The following is a 16,900-nucleotide window of genomic DNA, read 5'->3' as shown; positions in this document are numbered from 1 at the left end:
CTTTTTCGGCTGTCGCTTCCGCAGAGAAGCGCTAAACAGCGGAAAATTCTGAATAAGGGACATGGAAATGAGTCGCGACATCACTCAGACCGACTATAAATTCGGCCCCGGACAGGCGCTTGTGGGGGCGCAAATGCTGTTCGTCGCCTTCGGGGCGCTTGTGCTGGTGCCCCTGTTGACCGGGCTTGACCCCAGCGTGGCGCTATTCACCGCAGGCGTCGGGACTCTGATCTTCCAGATCGTCACCCGCGGCAAAGTACCGGTGTTTCTGGCATCCAGCTTCGCGTTCATCGCCCCGATCATTTACGGCGTACAGACTTGGGGCCTTCCATCCACCTTGGGTGGCCTTGCTGCAGCGGGCCTATTCTATGTTGCCATTAGCTTTGCCATCCGCATCTGGGGTTCGGACTGGCTGCACCGCTACCTGCCACCCGTCGTGGTAGGTCCGGTGATCATGGTCATCGGTCTGGCGCTGGCCCCGGTGGCCATCAACATGGCAACCGGCTTGGCTGGGGACACGCAGATCATGCCAAAATCCTATGCGCTGATCCTGGCCGCCGTGTCGCTGAGCACCACGATGCTGATCGCGATCCGGGGTCGCGGCATGGTCAAGGTTGTGCCCATTATCTTCGGCGTCATTGCGGGCTATCTTGCCGCGCTGATCCTGGGGGCCATCACCGGCGAGAGCCTCGTGAGCTTTCAAAGCTTCCAAGACGCGGCGTGGTTCGCCGTTCCCGGCTTCGTCGCGCCCGAGTTCAACATGGCCGCGATCCTGTTCATCCTGCCCGTCGCCATTGCCCCTGCGATTGAGCATTTCGGGGATGTGATGGCCATCAGTTCGGTCACCAAGAAGGATTATTTGAAAGAGCCGGGCATCCAGAACACCATGCTGGGCGACGGTCTGGCCACCGTGTTCGCAGGTCTGGTCGGCGGCCCGCCCAACACCACCTATTCCGAGGTTACTGGTGCCGTCACCCTGACGCGTGCTTTCAACCCGGCCGTGATGACCTGGGCCGCGATCTTCGCGATTGCGCTGGCTTTCGTGGGTAAAGTTACGGGCGCACTCGGGACCATTCCCATGCCGGTCATGGGCGGCATCATGATCCTGATGTTCGGTATGGTCACCGTAGTTGGCTTGACCGTGCTGGCCCGGATTGGCGCAGACGCGCTGACCAACAGCCGTAACATGGTGATCGTCTCGACCGTTCTGGTGATCGGTATCGGTGGGCTGTCGATCCCGTTCGGTGGTGGCTTTACCCTGGCTGGCATTGGCCTTGCGGGTGTGGCAGGCGTGATTCTGAACCTGATCCTGCCGAAAGAAGCGGAACATATCGAGGCGTAAGCCCTCTTTTCGACGACGGCGCGCTCGGAAACGGGCGCGCTTTTTTCATTCAGATAAGCGAATTTCTCCCTTTTCCATCGCGCCTAAAGGGACTTGTCCTGTTCTTTCTCCACTCGCTCGGTCATCGCGCTCGGGCAATACTTGCCGCAGTCGTGATGGCAATCAACACGATAGAATGGCATTGCATTTTCCTCTATGCCACTGTTTTCCATAGATGTTTGACTTTTCTCAACAACGTCAAACACTTCCGTTTGGCTTATGCGTTTTTGAAATTCGATCCCGGTAAAATATCCATTCTTCCATCTGATCTTTCCACGGCGCTTATAGCCGCAAAAATAGAGATCCACGCACGCATCCTGCAGGTGGATCGGCGCGGCCTCGATCTTTACGCCGTTCCGATTGATGTCAACGATCCGTGTCTTCGTACAACCGTTCTTGAGGTTAACCAGCACCGGCGTGTTGCAGACTTCTCGTTTGGCGCGGCCCCGCAAGCCAAGTCGGGCCAGGATCGCCGCCAAGACCACCAGAAGACCCAGTGTGCTACCGCTCAACACGATCGGGTTCTTTAACGCCTGTATCCCTTCATTCGCCTTATTTTCATCGGGTGGACGTCGCATTGCGAGCGGTTTCGTGTCACGCCCCGCAACTTCGGTCGAGGCGACAAACTCGCACCCGAAGATGATCGTCAACATCTCCAGATCCGTGCGAAGTGACGTCAGGCTTGCAACAAGCCGTTCACTTGACCCTGACTGTGCAACAGCCCGATCCAAAGCGGCCGAGATCATTCCCAGCGCATCTGACTGGCTGACCACGCCTGTCGGCATGTTAAGTGCACGTACCCGTTTTATCTGTTGGGAAAGAGATGATATGAGTTTCTTTGTCGCTGCAGGATCGCCCAAAGGGCTTGCCGTCTGATGTAGCATACTGGCTTCTTGCAGGGCAGAAACGTCCTTACAAATCCGCACATCATCCCCCAGCGCTTTGCCCCCCCAAAGGCAGCAGAGGAAAGAAACCAGAAGGATAAATCTGCGTTGCATAGTGCATGCAGAATGTCACCGTTGAGTTACCAAATCGATAATTTGGCCTGATCAGGCGCGTCTATCCCACGCGCCCAGCACGTCCACCGCGTCGCTTGGGCGGCGCAGCATCTTCCAATGCGGCGCGCAGGACCTCGGTCATCGGGTGATCCGGTGCCTTGGGTCCGTAGTGCGTAAGCAGCGTCTTGATCCGCTCAGGCTGAGGCATCTCGTGATCTTCAAACAGCGCCCAGTCCAGAAAGATCGACCGGCATTCACCGGGCGTGATCCCTTCGATCACATAGCTATCTCGGATCAGGCCGCGCTGGTCGATGGCGTCGATAATGTTCGTCATTTGGTCCTCCGGCGGGCCTTACCCGGGTGGGTTGGCCAGCACCTCGTCAATGGCTAGGGCTGCGGCCCGCGCCTTCTCCTCCAGATCCTTGATCAGGGCAGCCTCACTTTCCGCCCCGGTCTCGCGTAATAGCAGATCCTGACCACCTTGCCCCAAAGTATCAAGGTCCAAAGGACCGTCAGACAAAAGCTTGGACGCGGCCTGCAAGCGCCACATTAAGTCGTGGGATTGCGCCATATCGCGCCCTTGCGCGTCAGAAAACCACCCAATGGCGACACCTTGTGCAATTTGACGATCAGGCTCGCGGGGGGTGTCGCTCGACAGTAGTGCCGCGGTCTGGGCAACCAGCTCAACATCCTGCAGGTGGCCTTCACCCAGTTTGGCGTCCAGCGCCCCGCCCGACTGCTTGGCATCCGCGATGCGATTGCGCATCTCGATCACATCGGCGATCACCTTTGCAGGGTCGCGGTCAAACCCAAGCACGTCGACGCGAGCGGCCTCGTAATCCTTGGCCAGTCCTTCTGGCCCTGCCACAACGCGCGCGCGGGTCAGGGCCAGATGCTCCCACGTCCACGCTTCGTCCCGCTGGTATGCCTTGAAGCTTTCGATCGAGGTCGCCACCGCCCCTTGCCGGCCCGAGGGGCGCAGGCGCATGTCGACCTCGTAAAGCCGCCCTTCTGCCATCGGTGCAGACAGTGCAGTCAGGAAGGCCTGTGTCAGTCGTGCATAATAAGGTCGGGTCGCCAAGGGGCGGCGACCGTCTGACATATCCTGATCTTCAGGGTCGTAGATAATGATCAGATCCAGATCCGAGGTTGCCGAGAGCGACCGTGCCCCCAAAGACCCCATGCCAATGATTGCGGCCCCTGCCCCCGGCGGCGTGCCGTGTTTCAGAGCAAAGTTGTCAACGACCACAGGCCAGAGGCCGCGGATGACCGCATCGGCAAGGTCTGTATATTGCGCACCCGCCTCGCGCGCGTGGATCAGGCCACGCAGGAAATGCACGCCGATGCGGAAGTGCCATTCCTTCATCCAACGACGCGTACCATCCAGTTTGGCCTCATAATCGGGCGCTTTATCGAGCCGCGCGCGCAGCTCGGCCTCAAGCGCCTCGCCGCCGGGCCACGGCTCGAAGAACCCGCCGCCGATCACCGCATCCAGCACCTGCGCATTGTGGCCCAGATAGGCGGCCAGCGCAGGGGCCGTGGCGGCAATGTCGACGATAAGATCAACAAGTGTCGGATTGGCTTCGAAGAGCGAGAAGAGCTGCACCCCTGCCGGGAGACGCTTCAGAAATCCATCAAACTGGATCAGTGCATCGTGCGGGCGCGGCGCATCGGCCAGACGCGCCAGCAGGTCGGGCTTCAGACGGTTGAAGATCTCGACCGCGCGGGCCGAACGCAGGCAGGGATAGGTTCCCCAGCGCGCCACGATCTCGGCCTCGCTTTCGGACAGTTCGCGGGTGTCGGCCGTAGAGCCGTCAGGCGCGAAGAAGCTTTCAGTAAGCCCGTGGACCTCGGCCAGCGCATCATGGATACGGGTCTTCAGGGCTTCGGTGTCTCCCTCGCCCATCATCCGGGCCAGACGATCGAATTCGTCGTCAGTTTTGGGTAGGTTATGGGTCTGCGCGTCACGGAACATTTGGACGCGGTGTTCGACCTCGCGGTGGAAACGATAATGGCGGGTGAGGATTTCAGCCACATCCGTAGGGATCCAGTCTTTCGCCGCCAAGGCCGCCAAACCCGGCACGGTTTCGCGCATGCGCAGCCCTTCGTCACGCCCGCCCGCAATGATCTGGCGGGTCTGGGTGAAGAACTCGATCTCGCGGATACCACCGCGCCCCAGCTTCATGTCATGGCCGGGCAGCGTTATGTCGCCATGCAGACCTTTATGCGCGCGAATGCGCAGGCGCATGTCATGGGCGTCTTGAATGGCGGCAAAATCCAGATGCTTGCGCCAGATAAACGGGCGCAGACGCGTCAGATAGGCCTCGCCCGCTGCGATGTCGCCACCACAAGGCCGCGCCTTGATATGGGCGGCACGTTCCCACGTGCGGCCAAGGCTTTCGTAATAGCGTTCCGCCGCCTCCATCGAGACACAGACCGGCGTCACAGACGGGTCCGGGCGCAGGCGCAGATCGGTGCGGAAGACGTATCCGTCCTCGGTCAACTCAGACAGCATTGCGCTCATCTTGCGAGTCGCGCGCACGTGACTGGCGCGGGCCTCGTGGAAATCCGCGCCCTGGAACCGGCTGTCGTCAAACAGCATGATCAGATCAATGTCCGAGCTATAGTTCAGCTCGTGCGCGCCCATCTTGCCCATCGCAAGCGCCACCATGCCGCCTGCGGTGTCGGTGTCATCCTCGGTCATTCCGGGCAGCTTGCCGCGCCGGATCTCATTGCCCACTTGGAAAGTCATGGCCGTGTGGGTGGCAAAATCCGCCAGATCGGTCAGTGCGCCGGTGACGTGCTCCAACTGATAGACCCCAGCTAGGTCGGCAAGCCCGGTTAGAAGCGCGATGCGTTGCTTGGCGATGCGCAGGGATTTACGCAGCGCGCTGTCGCTGTCGGTGTTCATGTCCTGCATGGCGGCGCGGATCGCCTGTTCCGGCGCAATGCTCAGCGCTTCGCGCAGCCAATCGGCCTGCTTTTCCATCAGCCCTTTCAGATAGGGCGAGCACCCTGCTGCGCCGGATAAAACTTCGCGTAGATCCGGTGTCAGGTCCGCAAACAGCGTGTCGATATCTGCGGCAGGTTCGGCCTCGTAAGCGATGGGAGTGCGGGTAATGCGGGCGGCGAAAGAAGTCTGGCTCATATGCGCAAATTGCGCCGGGCGGCGGGGCGGGTCAACATGGGAAAGCATGTTGCGACCATTCTGTGCAGCTTGCCCATCGGCGCTGTTTGGCTACAGTCACCCCAGAGGAACCGCAGACGACAGGAAATAGCATGTCCAAAAGCCTGAAACGGGTCAGAACCGCGCTGGAAAAGGCAGGCATCGACGCAAAGGTGATCGAGATGTCCGAGGGCACCCGTACCGCTGCAGATGCCGCCCGCGCTTGCGCCTGCCAGATCGACCAGATCGCCAAGTCGATCATCTTTCGCGGCGAAACCTCAGGTCATGTGATTCTGTTTCTAACCGCTGGGGGAAATCAGGTCGACGCGGACAAAGCCTCGGCCTTGGCAGGAGAACCTCTGGGCAAGGCGGACGCCAAATTGATCCGCGCCGAGACCGGGTTTGCCATCGGGGGCGTGTCCCCGGTCGGGATGACCAGCCCGGTCCGCGCCTTTTACGACGCGCGTCTTCTGGAGTTTGACGAGGTCTGGGCCGCCGCTGGCACCCCGCGGCACGTTTTCCCGGCTGCTCCCCGCGATTTGATCCGCGTTTGTGGGGCTCTGCCGGGTGATTTCACCTGAGCGTCAGCCGCAGCCGGACCCGGCTGCCCGCGTCAGAAGCGTCAGCAACCGAAGGAACTCGCGCTGATCTTCTGGGGACAGTTGGTCCAGCATCTCTTTGTTCTGCTCACCGATGATCCCGAAGATACTGGGCATCAGCGCCCGGCCCTCTTCCGTCAGATACACACGATGGGTACGTCGCGACTGTTCATCCTGCCTGCGTGCGACCAAATCTTGTTTCTCCAGCGCATCCAGCGCCCGCGAGACCGTATAGCCCGCGATCCGCAATCCCTCGCCAATTTCGGTCTGGCTGGCGCCCTCTTTTTCGGTCAGCGCCATCAGAACAATGAAGTGATCCATCTTCAGCCCGTGGGCTTTCAGGCGCGCCTGCATCTGGGTTTCGGTCATGCAGGCCAAGCGCTGCAACATCCATCCTGCGCTGGTCGTGCGCGTCTGCTGCGCTTGGTCACACAGAGCCCGCTGCACGGTGTCGGGTTTGTTCATGGTCACATCTCGGTCGATTTATCGCGGCATTTGGCCACAACATACGTGACAATACTTGCAACTGCAACTTTCCACTTGCAATACTTGCAATTGCAAATATTGTGACTGAAATACCCAGCGAGTGAGAAACACCATGAAACGCTATCACCCCCTCCTTGTCGCCCTGCACTGGCTTCTTGCCCTGATGATCATTGTTGCCCTTGTCATGGGATCGAATGTTCTTGCGGCCCTGCCGAATGACCACCCGGATAAAATGTTCAGCCTCCGCGGCCACATGTTGATCGGCATCACCGTCGGCTTTCTGATGATCCTGCGCCTGGTCACCCGCCTGCGCAGCACGCATCCGCCGAAAGCCGATACCGGAAACGGGGTTCTGAACCTCGCCGGTTCCGCAGCCCATTGGGTGCTCTACATCCTGATCTTCCTGATGGTCGCCAGCGGCATTGGCATCTCGATCGGCTCAGGCCTGCCCGACATCGTGTTCTTCGGCTCTGATGCCCCTCTGCCTGAAAGCTTTGATCACCTCGTGCCGCGTACGGCCCATGGTGTTCTGTCAAAACTGTTGATGCTTACGATTTTGGCCCACATCGCGGGCTGGGCTTACCACCAGTTCACGCTAAAAGACGGGCTAATCAGCCGTATGTGGTTCGGATCCCGTAGCTAATTCCACCCAAAGCCCCACGAAAAGCCGCCAAATATGGCGGCTTTTTTCGTTAATATTCAGCGCCCTAACGAGATAATGTAAAATACTTTCACATTTCTTCTTGAACCTGAAGCCGAAACCCCCACATCTTAGTCATGTGAAAGACATTCACATTCAACACAACACACAGTCAGCACGATGGAGACCGCAATGAACACCGCCGCCCACACGACCCATTACGAAACCGCCGCCCGTGGTTGGTTTTCTCGCGCCGAGGCGTGGCTGGACGCACGTGGCAAAGGCGCTTGGATCGCCGCCATGGTCGTCAGTTTCATCTTCTTCTGGCCCGTCGGCCTGGCCCTTCTTGCATATATGATCTGGAGCAAACGCATGTTTTCGAAATCCTGTTCTCACCGTCACGGCCATAACAGCCAGACCTGGCAGGACCGTCACATGTCGCACCGCCACGGTTTTGCAAGCTCGGGCAACACCGCATTTGATGCGTACAAGGCCGACACCCTGCGCCGCCTGATGAGCGAGCAGGAAGCCTTTGAAGCCTTCCTTGAACGTCTGCGCGCCGCGAAGGACAAGTCCGAGTTCGACCAGTTCATGGACGAACGCGCCGAGGCCGCCCGCAACTCGCATATCGACGAGCACGATTTTGACGAGGATGCCGAAGACATCGCCGAGGATGTTGAAATCCTGGATGAACCCAAGCGCAAAAAGAAGTAAACTGATCCCAAGTTTACTGTTTCGCCCGGCCCTATCAGGGCCGGGTTCCCTTTGACCGAAACGAGATCCTCGACCCAAATGACCCATTCAAATGACCATCGCAGCAATCCCAACGGCGCAGGCCTTTGGGGCTTGCCGGACCCGGACACCCAGGCCGAGTTCTATCAGGACGTAACGCTGAAGCGCCTGCTGGCGTGGTTCATCGACGTGGTGCTGATTGTCGGGATCTTCTTTTGCATCGGGCTTTTGACCTTTGGGATCGGATTCTTCCTGTCGGGACTTGTTTATCTGGCGGTTGGTTTTGTTTATCGGATGACCACACTGACCAATAAGTCCGCGACCCTCGGGATGCGCCTGACCGCAATCGAGCTGCGCCGCCATGATGGCCAACGCTTTGACCGCCAGACGGCAGCGCTGCACACGCTGGGCTATTACCTGTCCATGTCGACCTTTATCTTGCAGATGATCTCGATCGTGATGATGTTTACCACCGCACGCGGCCAAGGCCTTGTGGACATGGTGCTGGGCACGGCAGCCATAAACCGGGCATCCGAACGCCGCTAAGGTCAGATTACGCGAAAAAAGCCCCCGTTTACCCTGACAGGTAACGGGGGCTTGCCCGAAACCGCATGGTCGCGTTAGGCTCGTTCCGATTTGACATGATTTCGAGATACCATGCGCCATACACTTCCGCTTGCCCCTCAGTTCTACGTGACTGCTCCGCAGGAATGCCCCTATCTGGATGGGCGCATGGAGCGCAAACTGTTCACGGCCCTTCAGGGTGAGCATGCGGAAACGCTGAACGACACCTTATCCAAGCAAGGGTTCCGTCGGTCGCAAAACGTCCTCTATCGTCCCTCCTGCGCCGAATGCTCGGCCTGTTTGTCTGCCCGCATCAGGGTGGCTGATTTCCAACCCAGCAAAAGCCAGCGCCGTACGGCCAAGCGCAACGCGATCCTTGAACGCCGCGCCCGCGCGCCGTGGGCCAGCGAAGATCAGTACGAGCTTTTCCGCCGCTATCTGGACACCCGCCACGCTGAAGGCGGCATGGCGGATATGGATGTGTTCGAATTCGCCGCGATGATCGAAGAAACCCCGATCAAAAGTCGCGTCATTGAGTATGCCGAACGCGGCCCGGACCAGCATCCGGGGGATGACGCCAATGGTCCTTTGCGCGCGGTCTGCCTGACCGATGTGCTCGAAGACGGGTTGTCGATGGTCTATTCCTTCTACGATCCCGACTGGCACCGCAAATCCCTTGGCACCTATATGATCCTCGATCACATCGACATCGCACGCGAGGCCGGTCTTCCGTATATCTATCTGGGCTATTGGGTGCCAGGCAGCCCGAAGATGGATTATAAAGCTACGTTCTCGTCCATCGAGATCTACCGCGATAATCACTGGACACCGCTGATCACGGACGAAGATTACTCGGCCGAGCTGCACCCCCTGTCCACCGATCCGATCGCGGAACAGGTCGCCAGCATTACGCTGCCAGACACGGCTAGCAAGGTGCACCGCGAGGCCTGATTAGGCATGAAAGCCCGGTGATTTGCTGCGACTGCACAAAACTCGGCCGTAAAATTAGGAAAAAACCGGGCTCACGCGGCCTGAATTTCCATAAATTGCGCCCAGACCACATCAAAAAGACCGAAAATTACAAAAAATTCGCTTCTGCGACATTTTCTACGCGCTTTCGCTGTTGACGCCCCCGTCCACCCCTCATAATGTCCCGCGCACATATTGAAGAAGCCTTCAAGGATCCCCTTGGGCAGGAACACGGGAAAACTGCAATGCGCAGCGTCCTAGTACTTGTTGGAAATTGGCGCATGGGCCGGTAACGGAACCATAATGGAACCCCATGCGCCCCCGAGAAGATCGGGGGCTTTTTTGTGAGAAGCGTACGTGAAACGGAGAAGAAGATGGCACGTCAGATGACCGGAGCGAAAATGGTAGTTCAAGCCCTGAAGGATCAGGGTGTGGACACAGTATTCGGATATCCGGGGGGCGCCGTCCTACCGATTTATGACGAGATTTTTCAGCAGAATGATATCCGGCACATCCTCGTGCGTCACGAACAGGGCGCCGTACACGCCGCCGAAGGCTATGCACGTGCGACCGGCAAGCCAGGTGTTGTTCTGGTCACCTCGGGCCCCGGCGCGACGAACGCCGTAACTGGCCTGACCGACGCGTTGCTGGACTCGATCCCGCTCGTTGTTCTGACCGGCCAGGTTCCGACCTTCATGATCGGTACAGATGGTTTCCAGGAAGCCGACACTGTGGGCATCACCCGCCCCTGCACCAAGCATAACTGGCTGGTAAAAGAGACCGATAAACTGTCCGAGACCATCCACCAGGCGTTCCACGTGGCGACCTCGGGCCGTCCGGGGCCGACGCTGATCGACATTCCGAAAGACGTTCAGTTCGCCACGGGCGACTATACGCCGCCCGCCAAAACCGAAACCGGCCATTACCAGCCGCAGGTCCGTGGCGACATCGACGCGATCACCGAACTGGCCGAGCTAATGGAAACCGCCGAGCGTCCGATCTTCTATACCGGTGGCGGCGTGATCAACTCGGGGCCCGCGGCCAGCCAGCTTCTGCGTGAACTGGTGGATGATACGGGCTTCCCGATCACCTCGACCCTGATGGGGCTTGGTGCCTACCCTGCCTCGGGCGAACACTGGCTGGGCATGCTGGGCATGCACGGTCTGTACGAGGCCAACATGGCGATGCATGGCTGTGATCTGATGATCTGCGTTGGCGCGCGTTTCGATGACCGGATCACCGGCCGCCTTGATGCGTTCAGCCCGAAGTCGAAAAAGGCGCATATCGATATCGATCCCAGCTCGATCAACAAGGTGGTGCATGTCGACCTGCCGATCGTTGGCGATGTCGGCCACGTTCTGGAAGACTTGCTGAAAGTCTGGAAAGCCCGCGGCCGCAAGACCAATAAGGTCGGTCTGGGCAAATGGACGGATCAGATCGCAGAATGGAAAGAGCGTCGCTGCCTCTCGTATCAGAGAACCGATAACGTCATTCAGCCTCAGCATGCGCTGGAGCGACTGGAAGCGCTGACCAAAGATAAGGACCGCTATGTTGCGACCGAAGTGGGTCAGCACCAGATGTGGGCTGCCCAGTTCCTGGGCTTCGAGGATCCGAACCGCTGGCTGACTTCGGGGGGCTTGGGCACGATGGGCTATGGCCTGCCGGCCTCGCTGGGCGCCCAGATCGCGCATCCCGACGCCTGCGTGATCAACGTGGCAGGTGACGCCTCGTGGCTGATGAACATGCAGGAAATGGGAACGGCAGTGCAGTTCCGCGCGCCGATCAAGCAGTTCATCCTGAACAACGAACGTCTGGGCATGGTGCGCCAGTGGCAAGAGCTGCTGCACGGCGAGCGCTATTCGCACAGCTGGTCGGAAAGCCTGCCAGACTTCGTGAAGCTGGCCGATGCGTTTGGCTGCAAGGGCCGTCAGGTGTCTGACCCGGCCGAGCTGGACGATGCGATTCAGGAAATGCTGGATTATGATGGCCCGTTCATTCTGGACGTGCTGGTCGAGAAACACGCCAACTGTTTCCCGATGATCCCGTCGGGCGCACCGCATAATGACATGCTGATGGGCGAGGCCGAGACGCAAGGCGTCATCGGTGCCGCTGGCGCAACACTGGTTTAAGGAGGGCCTCTAAATGTCTGCACTAAAAATTAAAAAAGGCTCTTCCCGCAAGTCGGCCTATGACCTTCGCGACCCCAACTCGGACATCATCGAGCGTCACACGCTGGCCTGCGTGGTGGACAACGAAGCCGGTGTTCTGGCGCGCGTAATCGGTTTGTTCTCGGGCCGTGGATATAACATCGAAAGCCTGACCGTGGCCGAGGTTGACCACGAAGGTCACCTGTCGCGCATCACCATCGTGACCACCGGCACGCCTGCCGTGATCGAGCAGATCAAGGCACAGCTGGGCCGCATCGTTCCGGTGCACGAAGTGCATGACCTGACCGTTGAAGGTCCGGCAGTTGAGCGTGAGCTGGCACTGCTGAAGGTCGAAGGCGCAGGCGACAAACGCGTCGAGGCGCTGCGTCTGGCTGACATCTTCCGCGCCAATGTTGTGGACAGCACGCTGGACAGCTTTGTGTTCGAGATCACCGGCACGACCGAGAAAATCGACGCCTTTGCCGAGCTGATGCGCCCTCTGGGTCTTAGCGAATTGGCCCGTACGGGTGTGGCTGCCCTGCCCCGAGGCGCATAAGCAAAGCGCCCGACAAGATTTGAAACGCCCGGCTGCCCCGGCGGCCGGGCGTTTTTTATTGGCGATGCGCCAGCCTAACTCATATGTCCAAAAAGAAAAACGGGGTGCCCGCCGGGCACCCCAGTTTCACTGATAGGGCTCATCATTGGTACCGCTCAGATTGTTTGCCTGCGGCCCTACCTGTGTCGGGGGCAAGCGCACCTGCCCCATGTTAGGATGGCGGGCATCCCCCGCACCCACCCTAACCTTGCCCGGGCCGCCACTTGGGACACAGCGGCCCGAACGAAACCGTTAGCTGCAGCCCGTGGTCGAGCCGCAGGTGTTGCACTTCATGCAGGTGCCGTTGCGCACCAGCGTGTAGTTTCCGCACTCGCCACAGGGATCCCCTTCGTAGCCCTGCATCTTGGCCTTGGTGCGGGCATCGATGGTGTTCACCGTCCCGGTCGAGACCGTCGCCTCGGTCACCGACATTTCGACCACAGCGGTTTCACCCGCCGTTTCGGGCACCAACGTGTTCAGCGCGCCGATAGGATCGGTACCGGTCAAGGCTGTTCCGCCGGCTTCCATGCCGCCCCGCAGCACCACCAGTTCCTGCGGCAGACGCTTGCGCAGATAGCCGGTCGAGCTGATTTGTTTCAGCACTTCCAAGGACTTGGTGGCAGCGCTCTCGGACGGTTCCTGTACGTTTGACACGCCCTCTTCCTCGCCACGACCAAGGTCATCGAAGCTGGCACCCTGCGGTTTCACATGCGCCAGATCGGTGCGGTCCAGATAGGACACGGCCAGTTCGCGGAAGATGTAGTCCAGGATCGACGTCGCGTTCTTGATCGAGTCGTTGCCCTGAACCATGCCTGCCGGTTCGAACTTGGTGAAGGTGAAGGCGTCCACGAACTCTTCCAGCGGCACACCGTATTGCAGCCCGACGGATACAGCGATGGCGAAGTTGTTCATCATCGCCCGGAAGCCAGCGCCTTCCTTGTGCATGTCGATGAAGATCTCGCCCAGATTGCCGTCTTCGTATTCGCCGGTGCGCAGATACACTTTGTGCCCACCGACGATGGCTTTCTGCGTATAGCCCTTGCGGCGTTCGGGCAGCTTCTCGCGTCCGCGTGCGACCTCTTTGATCACCACTTTCTCGATGATCTTTTCGGCCAGTGTCACGGCTTTCTCGTGGGGTGATCCCGATGCCAGAATTTCTTCTGCCTCTTCATCATCCTCGACCAGAGCCGCAGCCAAGGGCTGGCTCAGTTTCGAGCCGTCACGGTAAAGCGCATTGGCCTTTACACCCAGCGACCAGCTGAGTTCATAGGCCTTCTGGCAGTCCTCGATCGTTGCATCATTCGGCATGTTGATCGTTTTCGAGATCGCACCCGAAATGAACGACTGCGCCGCGGCCATCATGTAAATGTGGCTATCCACCGACAAGAAACGCTTGCCTTTCTTGCCGCACGGGTTGGCGCAATCGAAGACGTTATAGTGCTCTTCCTTCAGGAACGGCGCGCCTTCCAGCGTCATCGTGCCCAGAACGTGGTCGTTCGCGGCTTCGATGTCCTTGCGGGTGAAGCCCAAGTGACGCAGCAGGTTGAACTCGGGGTCGTTCAGCTTCTCAGCCGGGATGCCCAGAACGTTGGTGCAGAACTCCTCGCCCAGCGTCCACTGGTTGAAGACAAAACGGATATCGAAAGCGGACGGCAAGGCTGCCTCGATCTTCTCGATCTCGTTCTGGCTAAAGCCGTGACCGATCAGCGTGGTGTGGTTGATCGCAGGCGCGTTGCCCATGGTACCGTGACCGACCGCATAGGCGATGATCTCTTCGATCTGCGCGCTGTCATAGCCCAGCTTTTCAAGCGCAGCAGGCACCGAGCGGTTGATGATCTTGAAGTAACCGCCGCCGGCCAGCTTCTTGAACTTCACCAGCGCAAAGTCCGGCTCGATCCCCGTGGTGTCGCAATCCATCACCAGACCAATGGTGCCGGTCGGGGCAATCACCGAGACCTGTGCGTTGCGATAGCCGTGCTTTTCACCCAGCGCATAAGCTTCGTCCCACGCGCCCATGGCCAGATCGACCAGCTTGCCGTCGGGGCAGTTTTTCAGATCCAGCGGAACCGGCTTCACAGCCAGATCCTGATAACCTTCGCTGGCGCCATAGGCCGCGTTGCGGTGGTTCTGGATGACGCGCAGCATGTGGTCTTTATTGCGCTCGTAGCCTTCAAAGGCGCCCAGTTCGCCTGCGATCTCGGCCGAGGTCGCATAGGCCACGCCGGTCATAATCGCGGTCAGCGCGCCACAGAGCGCACGCCCTTCGTCACTGTCATAGCCATAGCCCATGTTCATCAGAAGCCCGCCAATATTGGCATAGCCCAGACCCAAGGTACGGAAAACATAGGACAATTCCGCGATCTCTTTCGACGGGAACTGCGCCATCATGACCGAGATTTCCAGCGTGATGGTCCACAGACGCGTGGCGTGCATGTAGTCTTCGGCCTGGAACACGCCATCCTTCAGGAAGGTCAGTAGGTTCATCGAGGCCAGGTTACATGCGGTGTCGTCCAGGAACATGTATTCCGAGCATGGGTTCGAGCCGCGGATCGCACCGTCTTCCGGGCAGGTGTGCCACGCGTTGACCGTGTCGTGATACTGGATGCCGGGGTCGGCACAGGACCACGCGGCGTGGCCGATCTGCTCCCACAGGTCGCGCGCCTTGATCGTCTTGGCGACCGATCCGTCGGTGCGACGGATCAACTCCCAATCGGCGTCGGCTTCAACCGCTTTCAGGAAGCTGTCGGTGACGCGAACCGAGTTGTTCGAGTTCTGGCCGGAGACGGTGGCGTAGGCCTCGCTGTCCCAATCGGTGTCATAGGTCGGGAACTCGATCGAGCCAAAACCCTGCTTGGCGTAATCCAGCACGCGTTTGACATACGCCTCGGGGATCGCGACCTTTTTCGCGGCGCGGATGGCATCTTTCAGCGTGTCGTTGGTTTTGGGATCATAGGCATCTTCTGCTTTGCCGTCCCAGGCACGGATGGCCGCAAAGATGTGGTTCAGATGCTCTTCATGCATCTTCGAGCCCGCGACCAAGCTGGCCACTTTCTGCTCTTCCTTGACCTTCCAGTTGATGTATTCCTCGATATCCGGGTGGTCGGCGTCAACAATCACCATCTTGGCCGCGCGACGGGTGGTGCCGCCCGACTTGATCGCGCCCGCAGCACGGTCACCGATTTTCAAAAAGCCCATCAGGCCCGAGGATTTGCCACCGCCCGACAGCGGCTCGTCCGCCGCCCGCAGGGACGAGAAGTTGGTGCCGGTGCCCGAGCCATATTTGAACAGGCGCGCCTCGCGGACCCACAGGTCCATGATGCCGCCATCGCCAACCAGATCGTCACCAATCGACTGAATGAAACATGCATGCGGCTGGGGATGCTCATAGCTGGATTTCGAGCGGGTCAGCTTGCGGGTCTTGTGGTCGACATAATAGTGGCCCTGCGCCGGACCATCGATGCCATAGGCCCAATGCAGACCGGTGTTGAACCATTGGGGGCTGTTTGGCGCGGCGCGCTGGCTGGCCAGCATGTGACGCATTTCATCGAAATAGGCGCGGGCGTCTTCCTCGGTGGTGAAGTAACCACCCTTCCAGCCCCAATAGGCCCATGCGCCTGCCAAACGGTTGAACACCTGCTTGGCCGAGGTCTCGCCTCCGAAGCGTTCGCCTTCGGGCAGGTCTTCCATCGCCTTTTCATCGGGAACCGAGCGCCAGAGGAATTCGGGAACCCCCTTTTCCTTGACCTTCTTCAGGACAACCGGGACACCTGCCTTACGGAAGTATTTCTGCGCGATCACATCGGACGCCACCTGGCTCCAGCTTGTCGGGATTTCGCAGTCGTCTAGTTTGAAAACGATAGTGCCATCCGGATTGCGAATTTCAGACGTTGTGTTTGTGAAATCCAAATCAGAATACGCGCCCTGCCCCGATTTTGTGAATTTGCGTTCAATCTTCATTGTGCCCTGTCCTGTCCCTTAGTCGTTCCCTGCGGCCCGTCAGCGCTAGGGATCTGCCCTCTTCCATCAAATTCGTGCTAGTCGAGTGGCTGAAGATAGGACACAGGAATACCGCCGAGCGCCGCACACCCTTTACGTGACGCACCCTTGAGACTTCAAAATCGAAGCTTGGTCCCCTGTTTCACCCTACCAACCGCGAGCCACTATATATTGTGGCCCTTTCGACTAGCACCCACAATCTGGCGTAGTCCGCCCTATACCGTCAACGAGAATTTCAAAGATATCCCCAACTCTTTTCTGTTGACGCAGGTGGTCGCCAGCCGACCGAAATGACCAATGATTGATTCTCAGTTAATACAACCTTAGGGGGTATCCTTATTTTGCTAGCAAATTGGCCCGCTTACGGATCGAACACAATATGTCGCTTGAAGTGATGCGTTTCACCACAAGCCATAGCGTAAAATTTAGGCAGGTTTCGTTTCTGCGACACAGCATCGTGCTGTTTCGCAACACAGGCGTCGATTCTATGCGTTCTGGTCGCCAACGTCCGGCGAAATCCGACTCACTTGCAGGCACCATCGTTTGCGATCTGAGGGAATGACGCCGGGGGTGCGTTCACAAAGAGACCACCATATCTGGTGGCATCCTCCGCCATGCGGAGATCTC

Annotated in this window: 13 protein-coding genes; 8 read left to right on the top strand and 5 right to left on the bottom strand. The window is 59.0% G+C overall.

Annotation, left to right across the window (positions count from 1 at the left end; all coding sequences use genetic code 11):
- Nucleotides 1–67: 67 nt before the first annotated feature.
- Nucleotides 68–1,342 carry a uracil-xanthine permease family protein gene (locus tag MWU53_RS03900; RefSeq protein WP_247090690.1) on the top strand — a complete coding sequence of 425 codons (1,275 nt, stop codon included), beginning with the start codon at nt 68–70 and terminating at the stop codon, nt 1,340–1,342.
- Between the two features lie 83 nt (nt 1,343–1,425).
- On the opposite strand, the gene MWU53_RS03895 is transcribed toward MWU53_RS03900, so the two are convergent.
- The 3 genes from MWU53_RS03895 to MWU53_RS03885 form a co-directional block, all read right to left on the bottom strand.
- Nucleotides 1,426–2,265, bottom strand: a complete 840-nt coding sequence (locus tag MWU53_RS03895; protein WP_247090689.1) for a hypothetical protein — start codon at nt 2,263–2,265, stop codon at nt 1,426–1,428.
- A 175-nt stretch (nt 2,266–2,440) separates the two neighbouring features.
- Complete coding sequence (locus MWU53_RS03890; RefSeq protein WP_247090688.1) at nt 2,441–2,713, bottom strand: hypothetical protein; 273 nt, start codon at nt 2,711–2,713, stop codon at nt 2,441–2,443.
- An 18-nt stretch (nt 2,714–2,731) separates the two neighbouring features.
- Nucleotides 2,732–5,575 carry a glutamine-synthetase adenylyltransferase gene (locus MWU53_RS03885; RefSeq protein ID WP_247090687.1) on the bottom strand — a complete coding sequence of 948 codons (2,844 nt, stop codon included), beginning with the start codon at nt 5,573–5,575 and terminating at the stop codon, nt 2,732–2,734.
- A gap of 83 nt (nt 5,576–5,658) precedes the next feature.
- On the opposite strand from MWU53_RS03885, the gene MWU53_RS03880 reads away from it, so the two are divergent.
- Nucleotides 5,659–6,126 carry a YbaK/EbsC family protein gene (locus tag MWU53_RS03880; protein ID WP_247090686.1) on the top strand — a complete coding sequence of 156 codons (468 nt, stop codon included), beginning with the start codon at nt 5,659–5,661 and terminating at the stop codon, nt 6,124–6,126.
- A 3-nt stretch (nt 6,127–6,129) separates the two neighbouring features.
- On the opposite strand, the gene MWU53_RS03875 is transcribed toward MWU53_RS03880, so the two are convergent.
- Nucleotides 6,130–6,609: a MarR family transcriptional regulator gene (locus MWU53_RS03875; RefSeq protein WP_247090685.1), complete on the bottom strand. Its 480-nt coding sequence runs from the start codon at nt 6,607–6,609 to the stop codon at nt 6,130–6,132.
- Nucleotides 6,610–6,742: 133 nt separating this feature from the next.
- Between MWU53_RS03875 and MWU53_RS03870 the strand changes: the two genes are divergently transcribed.
- From MWU53_RS03870 to ilvN, 6 genes are all read left to right on the top strand, one after another.
- Entirely contained in the window at nt 6,743–7,273 is a 531-nt protein-coding gene (locus tag MWU53_RS03870; protein ID WP_247090683.1) for a cytochrome b/b6 domain-containing protein, read from the top strand.
- Between the two features lie 189 nt (nt 7,274–7,462).
- Nucleotides 7,463–7,984 carry a DUF2852 domain-containing protein gene (locus MWU53_RS03865; protein WP_247090681.1) on the top strand — a complete coding sequence of 174 codons (522 nt, stop codon included), beginning with the start codon at nt 7,463–7,465 and terminating at the stop codon, nt 7,982–7,984.
- Between the two features lie 78 nt (nt 7,985–8,062).
- The gene (locus MWU53_RS03860; RefSeq protein WP_247090679.1) at nt 8,063–8,548 is read left to right on the top strand and encodes an RDD family protein; all 486 of its coding nucleotides are present in this window, start codon (nt 8,063–8,065) and stop codon (nt 8,546–8,548) included.
- Nucleotides 8,549–8,659: 111 nt separating this feature from the next.
- Entirely contained in the window at nt 8,660–9,517 is an 858-nt protein-coding gene (locus tag MWU53_RS03855; protein ID WP_247090677.1) for an arginyltransferase, read from the top strand.
- 392 nt (nt 9,518–9,909) lie between these two features.
- Complete coding sequence (locus MWU53_RS03850; protein ID WP_247090675.1) at nt 9,910–11,664, top strand: acetolactate synthase 3 large subunit; 1,755 nt, start codon at nt 9,910–9,912, stop codon at nt 11,662–11,664.
- Nucleotides 11,665–11,677: 13 nt separating this feature from the next.
- Nucleotides 11,678–12,238, top strand: a complete 561-nt coding sequence (gene ilvN, locus MWU53_RS03845) for an acetolactate synthase small subunit (RefSeq protein ID WP_247090673.1) — start codon at nt 11,678–11,680, stop codon at nt 12,236–12,238.
- 291 nt (nt 12,239–12,529) lie between these two features.
- On the opposite strand, the gene MWU53_RS03840 is transcribed toward ilvN, so the two are convergent.
- A complete protein-coding gene (locus MWU53_RS03840) occupies nt 12,530–16,234 on the bottom strand; it encodes a vitamin B12-dependent ribonucleotide reductase (protein ID WP_247090671.1) in 3,705 nt (1,234 codons plus the stop codon).
- Nucleotides 16,235–16,900 lie beyond the last annotated feature (666 nt).

Source organism: Aliiroseovarius sp. S1123, from assembly GCF_023015885.1.
In the GTDB taxonomy this organism is placed as follows: Bacteria; Pseudomonadota; Alphaproteobacteria; order Rhodobacterales; family Rhodobacteraceae; genus Aliiroseovarius.
Note: the sequence above shows the minus strand (reverse complement) of the source record. Positions and strands in the feature narration are given on the sequence as shown.

Coding starts and splice junctions, on each gene's coding strand:
- MWU53_RS03900 (WP_247090690.1), top strand. CDS start 68: ATGAGTCGCGACATCACTCAGACCGACTATAAATTCGGCCCCGGACAG.
- MWU53_RS03895 (WP_247090689.1), bottom strand. CDS start 2,265: ATGCTACATCAGACGGCAAGCCCTTTGGGCGATCCTGCAGCGACAAAG.
- MWU53_RS03890 (WP_247090688.1), bottom strand. CDS start 2,713: ATGACGAACATTATCGACGCCATCGACCAGCGCGGCCTGATCCGAGAT.
- MWU53_RS03885 (WP_247090687.1), bottom strand. CDS start 5,575: ATGCTTTCCCATGTTGACCCGCCCCGCCGCCCGGCGCAATTTGCGCAT.
- MWU53_RS03880 (WP_247090686.1), top strand. CDS start 5,659: ATGTCCAAAAGCCTGAAACGGGTCAGAACCGCGCTGGAAAAGGCAGGC.
- MWU53_RS03875 (WP_247090685.1), bottom strand. CDS start 6,609: ATGAACAAACCCGACACCGTGCAGCGGGCTCTGTGTGACCAAGCGCAG.
- MWU53_RS03870 (WP_247090683.1), top strand. CDS start 6,743: ATGAAACGCTATCACCCCCTCCTTGTCGCCCTGCACTGGCTTCTTGCC.
- MWU53_RS03865 (WP_247090681.1), top strand. CDS start 7,463: ATGAACACCGCCGCCCACACGACCCATTACGAAACCGCCGCCCGTGGT.
- MWU53_RS03860 (WP_247090679.1), top strand. CDS start 8,063: ATGACCCATTCAAATGACCATCGCAGCAATCCCAACGGCGCAGGCCTT.
- MWU53_RS03855 (WP_247090677.1), top strand. CDS start 8,660: ATGCGCCATACACTTCCGCTTGCCCCTCAGTTCTACGTGACTGCTCCG.
- MWU53_RS03850 (WP_247090675.1), top strand. CDS start 9,910: ATGGCACGTCAGATGACCGGAGCGAAAATGGTAGTTCAAGCCCTGAAG.
- ilvN (WP_247090673.1), top strand. CDS start 11,678: ATGTCTGCACTAAAAATTAAAAAAGGCTCTTCCCGCAAGTCGGCCTAT.
- MWU53_RS03840 (WP_247090671.1), bottom strand. CDS start 16,234: ATGAAGATTGAACGCAAATTCACAAAATCGGGGCAGGGCGCGTATTCT.